Source organism: Aeromicrobium piscarium, from assembly GCF_007421815.1.
Lineage (GTDB): Bacteria > Actinomycetota > Actinomycetes > Propionibacteriales > Nocardioidaceae > Aeromicrobium > Aeromicrobium piscarium.
Window position 1 is genome coordinate 201,570 of the sequence record NZ_VLNT01000003.1, and the last position, 15,324, is coordinate 216,893.

The window sequence follows — 15,324 nt, forward strand, 5'->3', positions numbered from 1 at the left end:
CGCCCGGCAGCGCGACCGCGGCGCTATCGTGAGGCATGGCCAGTCCCGCCGCACATGTCGACGCCGGTGGACGCGAGGTACGCGTCTCCAGCCCCGATCGGATCATTTTCGAAGCGACCGATCTCACACCGGACATCACCAAGCTCGAGGTCGTCGAGTACGTCGTGCGTGTCGGTGACGGGCTCATGCGCGCGCTCCGTGAGCGGCCCACGACACTCGAACGCTGGCCCAAAGGCGTCCGAGAGGGTATGGAGCTGTCGACGCGCCAGGACAACCACGGCGACGCCTTCTATCAGAAGCGTGTTCCTAAAGGCGCGCCCGACTACGTCGAGACGGTGCGGATCAACTTCCCCTCGGGACGCCGCGCCGACGAGATCTGCCCGACGGAGATCGCCGTCGCCGCCTGGGCGGCCCACATGGGCACGATCACCTTCCATCCCTGGCCGGTGCGCCGCGCGGACGTCGACCGTCCCGATGAGCTGCGCATCGACCTCGACCCGCAGCCGGGCACGGACTTCCACGATGCCCAGCGGGTGGCCCGCAGCGCCAAGGAGCTGCTGGAAGAGATCGGGATGCGCGGATTCGCTAAGACCAGCGGCAATCGCGGCGTGCACGTGTTCGTCCGGATCGAGCCACGCTGGACGTTCACCGACGTCCGCCACGCGGCGCTCGCCTTCGGGCGCGAGCTGTCGCGCCGCGACGACCGGGTCACGACGGCCTGGTGGAAGGAGGAGCGAGGCGAGCGGATCTTCGTCGACTTCAACCAGAACGCGCGTGACCGCACGATCGCCAGCGCCTACAGTCTGCGCCCCAAGCCCGGGGCGCCGGTCTCGACACCCTTGACCTGGGACGAGCTGTTCGACCTCGACGATCCCCGGACCTTGAACCTCACGACCGTGCCGGCGCTGCTGGAGCGACGCCCCGATGCCTGGTCCTCGATCGACGACGAGGCGTTCAGCCTGGAGACCTTGCTGGAGTGGTACGCCCGCGATGAGGAGAACGGGGAGGGCGAGATGCCCTATCCCCCGGACTACCCCAAGATGCCCGGCGAGCCCCGGCGGGTTCAGCCCTCCAAGGCCCGCAGTGACGAGTGAACCTCGCCCGCTCCCGGCCATGCCCCGACGGAGGATGTGACTGCGGGGTTGCCCCAGCAACCGCGGAGTCACATCCTGCGTGCTTCACCTGCGCAGACCGAACTCAGTGGGCGCCGAGCACCTCGGCGAGGTCGTAACGGGCGACCTCCTCGAGCTGCTCGTAGGTGCAGGACTCCGGTTCCCGGTCCTCGCGCCAGCGCTTGAACCGCGCCGTGTGCCGGAATCGCGCGCCGTCACCCTCGCCCTCCATGTGTTCATATCCGACCTCGGCGACCCGTTCGGGACGCAGCGGGACGAAGGAGAGATCCTTGGTACCGCTCCATCGGCTCTGCCCGCCCGGCAGACGTCCGGACGCCTGGGCCTCCTCGTCCTCCCACGCTGCCCAGGGGTGCGCGTCGTCCACCGTCGCAACGAGCGGCGCGAGCTCCTCGATCAGCTCCTCGCGTCGCTGCTCGGTGAACGAGGCCGCCACGCCGACGTGCTGCAGACGGCCGTCATCGGCGTAGAGACCGAGGAGCAACGATCCCAGCAGCGGTCGCTCGGGCGTCGAGGTCTTGTGCAGGCGATAGCCGGCGACGACGACATCGGCGGTTCTGGCGTGCTTGACCTTGAGCATGACCCGCCCGTTGGGTACGTAGGCCGAGGCGAGCGGCTTGGCCACCACCCCGTCGAGCCCCGCCCCCTCGAACAGGTCGAACCACTCGGTGGCCTCCTCGGTGTCGGCGGTAACGCGCGTGACGCTGACCGGACCACCGGCACCGCCGAGCTCGGCCACCAGCCGCTCACGACGGGTCGAGAAGGGCTGCTCGGTGAGATCCTCATCGCCGATCGCCAGCAGATCGAAGGCCACCAATCGCGCCGGCCACTGCTCGGCCAGCAACGTGACCCGTGACTCGGCGGGATGGATCCGCTGGCTGAGGAGATCGAAGTCGAGCCGATCCCCGCTCACGACCACGATCTCGCCATCCACGACGCAGCGCTCGGGCAGCAGCTCGCGGGCCGCGGTGACGACCTCCGGGAAGTAGCGGGTGAGCGGCTTGGTCGACCGACTGGCGATCTCGATCTCGTCGCCGTCGCGGAACACGATCGCCCGGAACCCGTCCCACTTCGGCTCGTAGACAAGGCCGCCCTCGATCGCGTCGGCCGCGGGCACGCCCTTCACCGACTTCGCCAGCATCGGTCGGACGGGAGGCATCACCGGAAGGTCCATGCCGCCCAACCTAAGGGACAGCAACCTGTTGAGTGTGGGAAGCTGCTCTACCAGGTCAGGAGATCCATCACCGCGGAGGCGGCGTCGCGCAGGCGTCGTCCGGTCAGTCGGACGATCACCCAGCCCACCACGACCAGCACCAGACTGAGGTACAACACGGCCGGCTCTGATTCCTCGCCATTGGTGTACTCGACCACGAGCATCACCACCGAGATGACGACTCCGAGCATGCCCATAATCGCCACGACGGCGCCGAGGCCGGCCACCATCACGCTGATCACTTGCCGTGTCTTACGCACCGCGACAGGGTAGCCTCCGCTACTGCGGACACTGCCGATGGCTCGCTCACCCCGCTCATTAGACTGGCCGGGTGCCACACCCCGCCGTCGACATCAGCGACCTCGTCATGCGCTACGGCGATGTCGCCGCCGTCGACGGCCTCTCGCTCAGGGTCGAGACCGGCACCATCACGGCCATCCTCGGGCCGAACGGGGCCGGCAAGACCACCACGATCGAGACCTGCGAGGGCTTCCGACGGCCCCACCAGGGCACGGTGCGCGTACTCGGCCTCGACCCCGTAGCGGATGCCACCGAGCTCCGCCCACGCGTGGGCGTGATGCTGCAGTCGGGCGGCGCGTGGCTCGGTGTCCGAGCCGAGGAGATGCTGCGCCACATGGCGTCGCTCCACGCGCGCCCCCTCGATACGGACGCCCTCATCGAGCGATTGGGCATCGGCTCCTTCGCCCGCACCGCCTATCGCCGTCTGTCCGGCGGTGAGAAGCAACGGCTCAGCCTCGCGATGGCGATGGTCGGCCGCCCGGAGCTGCTGTTCCTCGACGAGCCGAGCGCCGGCCTCGATCCGCAGTCACGCCGCGCCACCTGGGATCTGCTCGTCGAGTTACGCGAGCAGGGTGTCACCACCGTGCTCACCACGCATTTCATGGACGAGGCCGAGGAGCTCAGCGACGCGGTCTACATCGTCGACTCCGGCCGGGTGATCGCCGCGGGCACCCCGCGCGAGCTCACGGGAGCCGACGCTCGTAACACCCTCCACATCGTGGCCCCGGCCGGACTCGACACCCACGCCCTGGCCGCGTGTCTGCCACCGGCGACCACCGCGGACGAGCCCGTACCCGGTCAGTACGTCGTCACCGGAGACATCTCCCCCGGGCTCGTGACCCAGGTCACGACATGGTTCGGCGAGCACGATGTCCTGGTCGAGTCCGTTCTCGTGGAACGACGCTCGCTGGAGGACCGCTTCCTCGACCTCACCGGAAAGGCCCTGCGGTGACCCTGGATCTCTCGCCCGCACCCGGGGCGGCCCCGAGGGCCACCATGCTCCGCGCACAGACGCTCATGGAGCTGCGCCTGCTCGCGCGCAACGGCGAGCAACTGCTCCTGACGATCATCATCCCCCTGATCCTGCTGATCGCCGGCACGCAGTCGAGTCGCATCGTCGACCTCGGCCCGGGACGTCCGATCGATATCATCGCCCCCGGAGTGCTCGCCCTCGCGGTGCTGTCCACCTCGTTCACGTCGTTGGCGATCGCGACCGGCTTCGAGCGCCGCTACGGCGTCCTGAAACGGCTCGGTGCCTCACCGCTGCCGCGCTGGGGGCTCATGGTGGGCAAGGTGGGTGCCGTGGTGATCGTCGAGATCGTCCAGCTCGCCTTGCTCAGCACGGTCGCCCTGCTGCTCGGATGGGAGCCCGCTGGCGGGGTGACGCCCTGGCTCTGGGCGGTCGTCCTCGTCGTGCTCGGCACCGCGGCCTTCGGTGCGCTCGCGCTGCTGATCGCCGGGACGCTGCGCGCCGAGGCCACGCTCGCCGTCGCAAACCTCGTCTATGTCGTGCTGCTCGTCGGCGGAGCGCTGCTGGTACCCCTCGATCGATACCCGGATATCGCTCAGAGTGTCCTGGTGCTGCTCCCCTCAGGAGCGCTCGGTGAGGGCTTGCGCGAGACCTTCACCGCCGGAACCCCGCCGTTCCTCGCCATCGCTGTTCTCGCCGGTTGGACCGCCGTCGCCGGCCTCGCCACCGCCAGGAGCTTCTCATGGGAGTGAAGGACCTCGTCCGCACCTCGGATATCCGTCAGTCGACCGTCGTCGGGTGGGCCTGGGCGTCCCTCATCGCCAATATCGGCATCATCCTCACCGGCGGCCTGGTGCGACTGACCGGCTCAGGTCTCGGATGCCCCACCTGGCCGCGATGCACCGACGAGTCCTTCGTCCCGCACTCGTCCCTCGGCTGGCACGGGGCGATCGAGTTCGGCAACCGGTTGCTGACCTATGTGCTCATCGCCATCGCGATCGCCACTTTCTTCGCCGTGTGGCGGTGGGCCGGCGCCACGACGACGATGAAGCAACTCACCGTGCTCATCGGCGTGGGCATCCCCTGCCAGGGCGTCATCGGCGGCATCACGGTGCTCACCCAGCTGAACCCCTGGGTGGTAGCGCTGCACCTGCTGCTCTCGATGGGCCTCGTGGTCGCCGCGACCGTGCTGCTCGTGCTCGTGCGAGGTGATGGCGGCTCGCCGGTCGACCAGGTCACCCGGCGGCTCGTGCTGCTCGCCTACGGCCTGCTGTTGATCGCGATCTATCTCGGCACCATCGTCACCGGCAGTGGTCCCCACGCCGGCGATGCCGATGCTCCTCGCAATGGTTTGGATCCGCAGTTCTGGAGTCGCATCCACGCATTGTCCGTGTGGGCGCTCGTGGCGGTGACGCTCGTCGTGATCTGGCGGTTGCGCGGGCATCGAGTCCAGCGCGCCGCGTGGATGGTCCTGGCAGCGGAGCTTCTGCAGGGCGCGATCGGGTACGTCCAGCACTTCACCGGACTTCCGATCGGGCTGGTGGCCGCGCATCTCGTGGGTGGCGCGGTGCTGCTCGCTGCGACCACGTATCTCGTGCTGAGCGTCGCGCCCGCCGCCGACCGCGAATCTGTTGATACCTGACCCGGGCGGTGAGCAGTCAACCACCGACACCTCGCTCAGGGCGCGGTGCGTTTCCGACGGTGGTTGAAGACGCACCGCCAGACGGCCCTACCGCATCTCGGTGGGTCATCAACCACGGACCTGGCCGCCGTGGTTGATGACCCACCGATCCAGCGCCACGTCGTTCGGCGGTGAGCTGTCAACCGCCCCACGAGCCTGGCGGTCGTTGACAGCTCACCGGCCGCGGGCGAGGTGAGAGCGTCAGCCGATGAAGGGGTCGACCGCGGCGGCGACGAAGAGCAGCGCCAGGTACGCGTTCGAGAAGTGGAAGAGCCGCATCGGCTTGATCACCGACAGCTGCTCGGTCTCACGCGAACGAGCACGCAGATCGTAGGCCTCGATGAGGAACACGATGCCGAGCGTGATCGCGGCCGCCGGGTAGAACCACCCGGTGTCGGCCACCGGCCAGACGGCCAGCGAGGTGATGACGGTTGCCCAGGTGTACCAGACGATCTGCCGGCCGACCTCCGCCGCCGGAGCGATCGACGGGAGCATCGGCACCCCGGCGGCCGCGTAGTCCTCGCGATACCGCAGCCCCAAGGCCCAGAAGTGCGGCGGGGTCCAGAAGAAGACGACGAGGAACAGCAGGAACGGTGCCCACGCGAGCTCATTGGTGACGGCGGTCCAGCCGATCAGCGGCGGGAAGCAGCCCGCGGCACCGCCCCACACGATGTTCTGCGAGGTACGGCGCTTCAGGATCATCGTGTAACCGACGACATAGAAGACATTCGCCGCGAGCGCGAGCACCGCGGAGAGCCAGTTGACCAGATACCCCAGCCAGAGCGTCGCGATGACCCCGAGCACGAGGCCGAAGATCAGCGCATTGCGTGTGCCGACCTGGTGGCGCGGCAGCGGACGACGCGAGGTGCGACGCATCTTGGTGTCGATATCGGCATCGACCACGCAGTTGAGCGCATTGGCGCTGCCGGCCGCGAGTGCACCGCCCACGAAGGTCGAGAGGATCAGGGTGAACGACGGCACACCGCGCTGGGCCAGGAACATGACCGGGACGGTGGTGAGCAACAGCAGTTCGATGATGCGCGGCTTGGTGAGCGCTACATACGCCTTGACGACATCGGCCGCGGAGGACCCGTGACCCTGCCGAGTGGACGACGAACCGTTGACGGGAGCCTCATGGTCGACGGAAGTCACCTGAGCAGTCTAACTCGTACGCAGTAGGCTCGGAGTGACCGGCTTCTGACACACGATCTTGGAGTGACGCCCGTGAGCACTGCACCGTCCGCGCTGGACTGGAACGACCTCGACCGCAAGGCGGTCGACACCGCTCGTCTCCTCGCCGCCGACGCCGTCCAGAAGGCCGGCCACGGTCACCCGGGAACCGCGATGAGCCTGGCGCCCGCCGCCTATCTGCTCTACCAGAAGCTCATGCGCCACAACCCCGCCGATCCGCACTGGACCGGCCGCGACCGCTTCGTGCTCTCCTGCGGTCATTCGAGCCTCACGCAGTACATCCAGCTGTACCTCGCGGGCTACCCGATGGAGCTGAGCGACCTGGAGAGCCTGCGCACCTGGGGCAGCCAGACCCCCGGCCACCCCGAGTACGGCCACACACCGGGCGTCGAGGTCACCACGGGCCCGCTCGGCCAGGGCATCGCCAATGCCGTCGGCATGGCGATGGCCGCCCGCCGCGAGCGCGGCCTGCTCGATCCCGAGGCGGCCTCCGGCGAGAGCGTCTTCGATCACTCGATCTACGTCATCGCCTCCGATGGCGACATGCAGGAGGGTGTCTCGGCCGAGGCCTCGTCGCTGGCCGGGCACCAGCAGCTCGGAAATCTCACGCTCCTCTACGATGACAACAAGATCTCGATCGAGGACAACACCGATGTCGCGTTCACCGAGGACGTCGCCGCCCGCTACGAGGCCTACGGCTGGCACGTGCAGACGGTCGACTGGACGCACGGCGGCACCGAGTACCGCGAGGATCTCGACGCCCTCTGGGACGCGTACCAGCAGGCAGCGCAGGTCACCGACAAGCCGAGCCTGATCGTCCTGCGCACCATCATCGCGTGGCCCGCCCCCCATGCGCAGAACACCGGCGCGGCGCACGGCTCCGCTCTCGGCGATGACGAGGTCCGCGCCACCAAGGAGGTGCTGGGATTCGATCCCGACGCGACCTTCGCCGTGTCCGACGAGGTCATCGAGCACACCCGTCAGGCGCGCGCACGCGGCGAAGAGGCGCAGACCGACTGGCAGGATCGCTTCGACGCGTGGGCGCAGGCCGATCCCGATCGATACGCGCTCTTCCAGCGGCTGTCCGCCCGCGAGCTCCCCTCCGGCTGGGACGCTGATCTCCCCGTCTACGAGGCCGACGAGAAGGGCATCGCGACCCGAGTCGCCTCCGGCGAGTTCCTGACGGCCGCTGCCCCGAATCTCCCCGAGCTCTGGGGCGGCTCCGCCGACCTCGCCGGTTCCAACAACACGACGCCCAAGGGGCAGCCCTCCTTCATCCCGCCGCAGCGCTCGACCGAGAAGTTCTCCGGCGACTGGTACGGGCGCGTCCTGCACTTCGGCATCCGCGAGCACGCGATGGGAGCCATCCTCAACGGCATCACCTTGGACGGGCTGACCCGGCCGTATGGCGGCACGTTCCTGGTGTTCAGCGACTACATGCGTCCGGCCGTGCGACTGGCCGCGCTGCAAGAACTGCCGACGACCTTCGTGTGGACCCACGACTCGATCGGCCTCGGCGAGGACGGTCCCACGCACCAGCCCGTCGAGCACTTGGCCGCGTTGCGCGCGATCCCCGGCCTCGATGTCGTCCGGCCCGGCGACGCCAACGAGACGATCGCCGCCTGGCGCACCGTCATGGAGCGTCATCATCGGCCGGCCGGCCTCGTCTTGAGCCGGCAGAACGTGCCGACCTTCCCGCGGGGCGAGGACGGATACGGCGACGCCGCGCTCACCGCCAAGGGCGCCTATGTCCTCCTCGACACCGACGGCACTCCCGATGTCGTCCTGGTGGCGACCGGATCCGAGGTCCAGATCGCCGTCGCGGCCCGCGAGCAGCTCGCCGCCGAGGGAATCGCCGCCCGGGTGGTCTCCATGCCCTGCCGCGAGTGGTTCGAGGAGCAGAGCAGCGAGTACCGCGACTCGGTCATCCCGCCGTCGGTCCGTGCACGCGTCTCGATCGAGGCCGGTGTGGCCCTCGGCTGGCGCGATGTCGTCGGCGACGCGGGTCGCATCGTGAGCCTGGAGCACTTCGGCGCCTCGGCTCCCTTCGCGACCCTGTACGAGAAGTTCGGACTCACCAGCGAGGCCGCTGTCGCTGCGGCCAAGGAGTCGATCCAGGCGGCCGCGACGCCCGATGCTGGTGTCCCCTTCGCGGCCCGGCCCACCGGCCCGGTCCTCCCGGACACCACCCACTGACTCTCCTCACTCACCGAAGGAGCCCATCATGACCGATCCCCTGGCAGCGCTGAGCGAGGCCGGCGTCTCCGTCTGGCTCGACGACCTCTCCCGCGAGCGCATCGACAGCGGCAATCTCGCCGAGCTCGTCGAACAGCGACACGTCGTCGGTGTCACCACGAATCCGACGATCTTCGCGGCCGCCTTCGCCGAGGGCGAGCGCTACACCGAGCAGATGCGCGAGCTCAAGGCCGCCGATGTCGACCTCGAGACCGCCGTCTTCGAGTTGATGTGCACCGACGTGCAGCGCGCCTGCGACATCCTGCGCCCGGTGTACGACCGGACCGACGGCTTGGACGGACGCGTCTCGATCGAGGTCGATCCGGGCTTGGCCCGCGACACCGATGGCACGGTCGACCTGGCAGCGCGGCTCTGGAAGCGCGTCGACCGCCCGAACCTGTTCATCAAGATCCCGGCCACCCGCGAGGGGCTGCCCGCTATCGCCGCGACGATCGCCGAGGGCATCAGCGTCAACGTGACGCTGATCTTCTCCCTGGAGCGCTACCGCGACGTGATGGACGCCTACCTCTACGGCCTGGAGCAGGCAGCTGCCGAGGGCCGCGACCTCTCGGCGATCGAGTCCGTGGCGTCCTTCTTCGTCAGCCGTGTCGACTCCGAGGTCGATCCTCGACTGCCCGAGGACAGTCCGCTGCGTGGCAAGGCGGCCATCGCCAATGCACGGCTGGCCTATGAGGCCTGCGAGCAGGTGTTCTCCTCCGAGCGCGCGCAGGCGCTCCTCGCCAAGGGCGCCAAGCTCCAGCGTCCGTTGTGGGCCTCGACCGGCGTCAAGGACCCCAGCTACCCCGACACGCTCTACGTGCGCGAGCTGATCGTCGCCGATAGTGTCAACACCATGCCGGAGAAGACACTGCTGGCGTTCGCCGACCACGGGGACGTCCCCGGCGACACCGTCACGGGGCGCTATGACGAAGCCCGCGAGGTCCTCGCGGAGCTCGAACGCCTCGGCATCTCCTACGACGAGGTCGTCGAGAAGCTCGAGGACGAGGGCCTGGAGAAGTTCGACGCCTCCTGGGCGGAGCTGCTCGACACGGTCCGCGGGGAACTGGACAAAGCATGAGCGACAGGGACGGGGGCGTCGCGCTGTCGGTCGCCGTCAGCGATCACGACACCTTCGAGTCGGTGCTGCGCGACACGGCCGACGCCGCCGTCGCCTCCGGTATCTTCGCCGAGGACGGTTCGCTGTGGGGTGAGGCAGCCCAGGACGAAGCGAGCGAGAGACTCGGCTGGACCGATGCTGTGGCGCGGTCCCGCCCCCTCGTCGCCGAGATCGAGTCGCTGCGCCACGAGCTGCGCGAGCGCGGCGTCGACCGGATCGTGCTGTGCGGCATGGGCGGCTCGTCACTGGCGCCAGAGGTCATCTGCGCCGCGTACGGAGTCGAGCTCGTCGTCCTCGACTCCTCGCATCCGTCGATGGTCCGTTCGGCGCTCACCGATCTGGAGCACACGGCAGTCGTCGTCTCCAGCAAGTCCGGCGGAACGGTCGAGACCGACAGTCAGCGCCGTGTGTTCGAGCAGGCGTTCCGCGATGCCTCGATCGATCCGGCCTCGCGCATCGTCGTCGTCACCGATCCCGGATCGCCGCTCGAGGAGCTCGCGACCGGGAACGGCTACCGCGTCTTCCGGGCTGACCCGACGGTCGGGGGACGCTATTCGGCGCTCACCGCCTTCGGACTCGTCCCGAGTGGGCTGGCCGGGGCACCGATCAGCACCTTGCTCGACGAAGCGGCAGCGGTCCGCGATGTCCTCGCCGCTGACACCCCGGACAATCCCGCGCTCCGCCTGGGCGTCCTGCTGGGCGTGGCCGCGCGCGAGCGAGCGGACAAGCTCGTGCTCGCCGATGTGTCCGGCGAGGGCTTCGGCGAGTGGGCCGAGCAGCTCGTGGCCGAATCGACCGGCAAGGATGGCACCGGCATCCTCCCGGTCGTCGTCGCATCTCCGACCTCCCCCAATTTCGCGCCGCACACCGGCGACAGCGTCCTCGTCGTCAGCGGCGATGCCGAGCGGCCGGACGCCCCGTGGTCCGCGGCTGTCGCCGGTCCCCTCGGCGCGAGATTCCTGCTGTGGGAGACCGCGATCGCCGTGGCCGGCAGGATCCTCGGCATCGATCCCTTCGATCAGCCCGATGTCGAGTCGGCCAAGCAAGCGGCTCGTGACCGGCTCGGCGGTGGCACGAAGACACCCGCGCCCGCCTTCAGCGAGGACGGCATCGACGTCTTCGGCACCTCCGCCTCATCGCTGGCCGCCGCCGTCGACGAGCTGCTCGCCCAGCTCACGTCCGAGGGATATCTGGCCGTGCAGGCCTACCTGGATCGCTGGGAGCACGCCGGTTTCGCGTCTGTGCGCGATCAGCTCGCGGAGCACCTCGGCCGGCCTGTGACCTTCGGCTGGGGCCCGCGCTTCCTGCATTCCACGGGCCAGTATCACAAGGGCGGAGCCCCGGTCGGGGTCTTCGTGCAGATCACCGACGAGACCGCCGAGGATCTGCCCATCCCCGGCCGCGACTTCACCCTGGGACAGTTCATCGCCTCTCAGGCCGAGGGCGACGCCTCCGTGCTGCGTGACCACGGCCGCCCGGTGCTGCGTCTTCACCTGCACGACACCGCCGCCGGACTCGAACGACTCAGGAGCCTCCTGGCATGACCACGGGCAGAACCGAGATGTGCTGGGGATTCGTCAACCACGGTCGGTGTTCGTTGACGAGTACCCAGTACATCTCGGTACAGGGAGGAGCAGGATGACCGCGGCGAACCCGCTGCGCGACCCGCGGGATCGCCGGCTCCCCCGCATCGCGGGGCCGTGCAGCGTCATCATGTTCGGCGTCACCGGCGACCTGGCGCGCAAGAAGCTCATCCCCGCGATCTACGACCTCGCCCATCGTGGACTCCTGCCGCCCGGCTTCGCCCTCGTCGGCTTCGCCCGTCATGACTTCGGTGATCGGACCTTCGCGTCGATGCTCAAGGACGCGGCCAAGGCCGGGGCGCGGACCGAATGGAGCGAGACCGTCTGGAAGCAGCTGGCCGCGGGCATCCGCTTCGTACCGGGGCAGTTCGACGACGACGATGCCTGGGACCGACTCGCGGAGACGCTCGCCGAGCTCGACCGGACGCAGGGCACCGGAGGCAACCACGCCTTCTATCTGTCGATCCCACCTGGCCTGTTCCCCGTCGTGGTGTCCAAGATCAAGGAGCACGGTCTCGCGACCTCGAGCGAGGGCTGGCGACGTGTCGTCATCGAGAAGCCGTTCGGCCATGATCTGGAGTCGGCGCGCGAGTTGAACCGGCTCGTCGACGACGTGTTCCCCCGCACCTCCGTGTTCCGCATCGATCACTATCTCGGCAAGGAGACGGTGCAGAACATCCTGGCGCTGCGCTTCGCCAACGGCATGTTCGAGCCGATCTGGAACAGCCACTACGTCGACCACGTGCAGATCACCATGGCCGAGGACATCGGCATCGGCTCGCGAGCCGGCTACTACGACGGCATCGGAGCCGCCCGCGATGTCATCCAGAACCATCTGCTGCAGCTGATGGCGCTGGTGGCGATGGAGGAGCCGGTCTCCCTCGATGCCAACAGCCTGCGCTTGGAGAAGCAGAAGATCCTCGCCAACGCAAGCGCACCGACGGAGCTGTCGAAGCACACCGCGCGAGCCCAGTACACCGCGGGGTGGGCCGGAGGCGTCGAGGTCGAGGGATATCTGGACGAGGACGGCATCCCCGAGGACTCGCGCACGGAGACCTATGCCGCGATGCGGATCGACATCGGCACGCGCCGATGGGCCGGAGTGCCCTTCTACCTGCGGACCGGCAAGAGGCTCGGCCGCCGGGTCACCGAAGTCGCGGTCGTGTTCAAGCGCGCCCCCCACCTGCCTTTCCGCAAGCACGATGTGACCGAGCTGGGACAGAACGCGCTGGTCCTGCGTATCCAGCCCGATGAGGGCGTCACGCTGCGTTTCGGTGCCAAGGTCCCGGGCACGACGATGGAGATCCGCGACGTCAACATGGACTTCGCCTACGGCGGCGCCTTCGTCGAGAGCAGCCCAGAAGCCTACGAACGGCTCATCCTCGACGTCCTGCTCGGCGATCCTCCGCTCTTCCCCCAGCAGGAGGAGGTCGAGCTGTCCTGGAAGATCCTGGACCCGGTCATCGGACACTGGCGCCGTCAGCGCACGATCGACTCCTACCAGGCAGGCACCTGGGGTCCGTCGTCCGCGGATGCCATGATCCAGCGCGACGGCCGTACCTGGAGGCGTCCCTGATGGAGATCGCACTCACCGACACCAATGCCGGCGATATCGCCCGCGCCCTGGTGCGCGCCCGTCACGGCGCCGGCAGCCCGGCGATGGACATGGTGCTGACCCTCCTGGTGGTCACCGATGACGAGAACGTCGCCGACGCGATGCGGACCGCCACGGCATTGTCGACCGAGCACCCCGCCCGGGTCATCGGCGTCGTGCTCGGAGACGGCCGCGGGCGGGCCCGGCTCAACGCCAAGGTGCGCGTGGGCGAATCCTCCACGGGAGAATCGATCCTGCTGCGGATCGCCGGCAAGCTCACGCGCCACAGCGAGTCGGTGGTGTTGCCACTGTTGCTGCCGGACTCCCCGGTGGTGATCTGGTGGCCCGCCCACGGACCGGCCGATCCCTCCCACGATCCGATCGGACAGCTGGCCCAACGGCGCCTGACCGACGCTGAGAGCACCGGTCAACCGGTGCGGGCCTTGCGAAACGTGGCGCGGCACTATGCCCCGGGTGACACCGATCTGGCCTGGACGCGGCTCACCCCCTGGCGGGCGCTCTTGGCCGCCGCACTGGACCAGTCCGCCGGAACCGTGAGCTCGGGATCGGTCGTGAGCGACGAGGGCAATCCGGCGGCCGTCCTCCTGGTCGCCTGGCTCGAGAGCCGGCTCGGAGTGCCGATCAGCCATCGGCACGGTCCGGGCACCCAGATCGGCGAGGTGACCCTGGAGACCGATCTCGGGACCGTTCGCCTCACCCGCCAGGACGAGGCGAGCTGCGAGTTCACCGTCCCCGGGTCCGCGTCGCGGGTCGTGCCGCTGGGCCGGCGGACATTGGCGGAGCTGCTCGCCGAGGACCTGCGTCGTCTCGATCCGGACGTGATCTACGCCGAGACCATCGACCAGCTGTTGGAGCAGAACATATGACCGGGAGGCGATCGTGACCGTACAGGTACTCGAGGATCGTGAAGCGCTCGCACGGGCCGTCGCCCACCGGATCAGCACGCGGGTCGCCGAGCTCCAGGAGACACAGGCGAGAAGACCGCGACTCGTGCTGACGGGCGGCTCCGTCGCCGGCGAGATCTACGGGCTGCTGACCGGGGACGCCCTGACGTGGCAGGAGGTCGACTACTACTGGGGCGATGAACGCTATGTCGAGTCGTCCTCCTCCGATCGCAACGAGCTCCAGGCGCGCGAGGCCTTCCTCGACCGTTTCGAGGTTCCCGAAGAGCGGATACACGCGATGCCGGCCGCCGCGAGGTACGCCTCCAAGGAGGAGGCCGCCGAGTCCTATGCCGCGGACCTGCCCGACGAGTTCGATCTCGTGCTGCTGGGTGTGGGCCCCGATGGACATATCGCCTCGCTCTTCCCCGGTTTCGAGCAGCTGGCTGTCCTCGACCGCGATGTGGTGGCCGTCGACGACTCCCCCAAACCCCCGCCGGAGCGCCTGTCGCTGACCTTCGCCGCGCTCAATCGCACCACGGCGCTGTGGTTCGTGGTCGCCGGCGAGGACAAGGCACAGGCCGTCGCCGCGGCGCTCGCCGGCAGCCCGGTCGAGGAGGTCCCGGCCGCGGGAGCTCGCGGGATCGAGGAGACGCTATGGCTCCTGGACACGGAGGCCGCGGGTCGTCTCCCCCGCTGAGCGGCGACCCATCGATCTCCCGCTCAGCGCTCGGGTGGATGCGCCCAGTCGCTGCGGGTGTGGGCCAGGTGGGCGCTGAGCAGCCGATCGGCCGCCTCGCCGTCGCCGTCGAGCACCGCGTTGAGGATGCTGCGGTGTTCGCCCGCCGCCTCGCTCAAGGTGTGGGTGTCGGACTCGCGCAAGCCGTAGAGCCGCGTCTGGTCGCGCAGGATGGCAACCCAGTCCAGCAGCCGACGGTTCCCATGCAACTCGAGGAGCGCCAGATGGAATTCGCGGTCCGCTGCCAGGAACGTGTTGACATCGCGGTCTTCGGCTGAGACCTCCGTGGCGCGCACCAGCTGATCGAGTCGATCGCGCTCGGCCGTCAGATCGACATCGGCGAGCGCGCGGACGGCCGGCACCTCGAGCATGAGCCGCAGCTCGAAGACCTCGTCGAGGTCGGCCGGGGTCAGCTCCGCCACCCGGAAACCGATATTGCGGACCGGCTCCATGATGCCGGCATTCACGAGGGTGAGCATCGCCTCACGAACGGGGCTGACGGACACGCCGAGCTGGCGGGCCAGGGCGGTGGCCGAGCAGACCTCACCGCTCTTGATCTCACCCGAGACGATCGCCTGACGCACGATCCGCAGCGCCTTGTCACGGAGGCTGTCATCGCGCTCCAGGGTTCTCGCGGAGATCATGGGTGCCTCTTCGACATGTCTCGTA

At 68.8% G+C, this 15,324-nt stretch carries 14 protein-coding genes; 10 read left to right on the top strand and 4 right to left on the bottom strand.

Annotation, left to right across the window (positions count from 1 at the left end):
* Window positions 1-35 precede the first annotated feature (35 nt).
* Window positions 36-1,094 (top strand): DNA polymerase domain-containing protein, encoded by a 1,059-nt coding sequence (locus FNM00_RS05935; RefSeq protein WP_143912380.1) that lies wholly within the window; start codon window positions 36-38, stop codon window positions 1,092-1,094.
* A 103-nt stretch (window positions 1,095-1,197) separates the two neighbouring features.
* Here the strand turns inward: FNM00_RS05935 and FNM00_RS05940 are convergent, their stop codons facing one another.
* Together FNM00_RS05940 and FNM00_RS05945 are read right to left on the bottom strand one after the other, a co-directional pair.
* Window positions 1,198-2,304: an ATP-dependent DNA ligase gene (locus FNM00_RS05940; protein WP_143912382.1), complete on the bottom strand. Its 1,107-nt coding sequence runs from the start codon at window positions 2,302-2,304 to the stop codon at window positions 1,198-1,200.
* Between the two features lie 47 nt (window positions 2,305-2,351).
* Window positions 2,352-2,603: a hypothetical protein gene (locus tag FNM00_RS05945; protein WP_143912384.1), complete on the bottom strand. Its 252-nt coding sequence runs from the start codon at window positions 2,601-2,603 to the stop codon at window positions 2,352-2,354.
* A gap of 71 nt (window positions 2,604-2,674) precedes the next feature.
* Here FNM00_RS05945 and FNM00_RS05950 point away from each other — a divergent pair, with 71 nt between their 5' ends.
* Genes FNM00_RS05950 through FNM00_RS05960 form a run of 3 tightly spaced genes read left to right on the top strand, consistent with a single transcriptional unit; the run spans window position 2,675 to window position 5,255 of the window.
* The gene (locus FNM00_RS05950; RefSeq protein WP_246065084.1) at window positions 2,675-3,595 is read left to right on the top strand and encodes an ABC transporter ATP-binding protein; all 921 of its coding nucleotides are present in this window, start codon (window positions 2,675-2,677) and stop codon (window positions 3,593-3,595) included.
* Window positions 3,596-3,639: 44 nt separating this feature from the next.
* Window positions 3,640-4,365: an ABC transporter permease gene (locus tag FNM00_RS05955; RefSeq protein WP_246065085.1), complete on the top strand. Its 726-nt coding sequence runs from the start codon at window positions 3,640-3,642 to the stop codon at window positions 4,363-4,365.
* Entirely contained in the window at window positions 4,356-5,255 is a 900-nt protein-coding gene (locus FNM00_RS05960; protein ID WP_143912387.1) for a COX15/CtaA family protein, read from the top strand. Before FNM00_RS05955 ends, FNM00_RS05960 begins: the two co-directional genes overlap by 10 nt.
* 240 nt (window positions 5,256-5,495) lie before the next feature.
* On the opposite strand, the gene FNM00_RS05965 is transcribed toward FNM00_RS05960, so the two are convergent.
* Window positions 5,496-6,446 (bottom strand): heme o synthase, encoded by a 951-nt coding sequence (locus tag FNM00_RS05965; RefSeq protein WP_143912398.1) that lies wholly within the window; start codon window positions 6,444-6,446, stop codon window positions 5,496-5,498.
* Window positions 6,447-6,518: 72 nt separating this feature from the next.
* On the opposite strand from FNM00_RS05965, the gene tkt reads away from it, so the two are divergent.
* The 6 genes from tkt (at window position 6,519) to pgl (ending at window position 14,616) form a co-directional block, all read left to right on the top strand.
* A complete protein-coding gene (gene tkt, locus FNM00_RS05970) occupies window positions 6,519-8,681 on the top strand; it encodes a transketolase (RefSeq protein WP_143912400.1) in 2,163 nt (720 codons plus the stop codon).
* Window positions 8,682-8,709: 28 nt separating this feature from the next.
* Window positions 8,710-9,798: a transaldolase gene (gene tal / locus FNM00_RS05975; protein WP_143912402.1), complete on the top strand. Its 1,089-nt coding sequence runs from the start codon at window positions 8,710-8,712 to the stop codon at window positions 9,796-9,798.
* Window positions 9,795-11,381 (top strand): glucose-6-phosphate isomerase, encoded by a 1,587-nt coding sequence (locus tag FNM00_RS05980; RefSeq protein WP_143912404.1) that lies wholly within the window; start codon window positions 9,795-9,797, stop codon window positions 11,379-11,381. Before tal ends, FNM00_RS05980 begins: the two co-directional genes overlap by 4 nt.
* 94 nt (window positions 11,382-11,475) lie before the next feature.
* Complete coding sequence (gene zwf / locus FNM00_RS05985; protein WP_143912406.1) at window positions 11,476-12,996, top strand: glucose-6-phosphate dehydrogenase; 1,521 nt, start codon at window positions 11,476-11,478, stop codon at window positions 12,994-12,996.
* On the top strand, window positions 12,996-13,901 hold the full coding sequence (locus FNM00_RS05990; RefSeq protein WP_143912408.1) for a glucose-6-phosphate dehydrogenase assembly protein OpcA: 906 nt from the start codon (window positions 12,996-12,998) through the stop codon (window positions 13,899-13,901). Before zwf ends, FNM00_RS05990 begins: the two co-directional genes overlap by 1 nt.
* Window positions 13,902-13,914: 13 nt before the next feature.
* Window positions 13,915-14,616, top strand: a complete 702-nt coding sequence (pgl, locus tag FNM00_RS05995) for a 6-phosphogluconolactonase (RefSeq protein WP_246065086.1) — start codon at window positions 13,915-13,917, stop codon at window positions 14,614-14,616.
* Window positions 14,617-14,639: 23 nt separating this feature from the next.
* On the opposite strand, the gene FNM00_RS06000 is transcribed toward pgl, so the two are convergent.
* Window positions 14,640-15,299, bottom strand: coding sequence for a GntR family transcriptional regulator (locus FNM00_RS06000; protein ID WP_143912412.1), 660 nt, complete (start codon window positions 15,297-15,299; stop codon window positions 14,640-14,642).
* Window positions 15,300-15,324: the final 25 nt, after the last annotated feature.

Bases quoted from the DNA above. Each gene is read 5' to 3' on its own strand.
- FNM00_RS05935 (WP_143912380.1), top strand. From the start codon at position 36: ATGGCCAGTCCCGCCGCACATGTCGACGCCGGTGGACGCGAGGTACGC.
- FNM00_RS05940 (WP_143912382.1), bottom strand. From the start codon at position 2,304: ATGGACCTTCCGGTGATGCCTCCCGTCCGACCGATGCTGGCGAAGTCG.
- FNM00_RS05955 (WP_246065085.1), top strand. From the start codon at position 3,640: ATGCTCCGCGCACAGACGCTCATGGAGCTGCGCCTGCTCGCGCGCAAC.
- FNM00_RS05960 (WP_143912387.1), top strand. From the start codon at position 4,356: ATGGGAGTGAAGGACCTCGTCCGCACCTCGGATATCCGTCAGTCGACC.
- tal (WP_143912402.1), top strand. From the start codon at position 8,710: ATGACCGATCCCCTGGCAGCGCTGAGCGAGGCCGGCGTCTCCGTCTGG.
- FNM00_RS05980 (WP_143912404.1), top strand. From the start codon at position 9,795: ATGAGCGACAGGGACGGGGGCGTCGCGCTGTCGGTCGCCGTCAGCGAT.
- zwf (WP_143912406.1), top strand. From the start codon at position 11,476: ATGACCGCGGCGAACCCGCTGCGCGACCCGCGGGATCGCCGGCTCCCC.
- FNM00_RS05990 (WP_143912408.1), top strand. From the start codon at position 12,996: ATGGAGATCGCACTCACCGACACCAATGCCGGCGATATCGCCCGCGCC.
- FNM00_RS06000 (WP_143912412.1), bottom strand. From the start codon at position 15,299: ATGATCTCCGCGAGAACCCTGGAGCGCGATGACAGCCTCCGTGACAAG.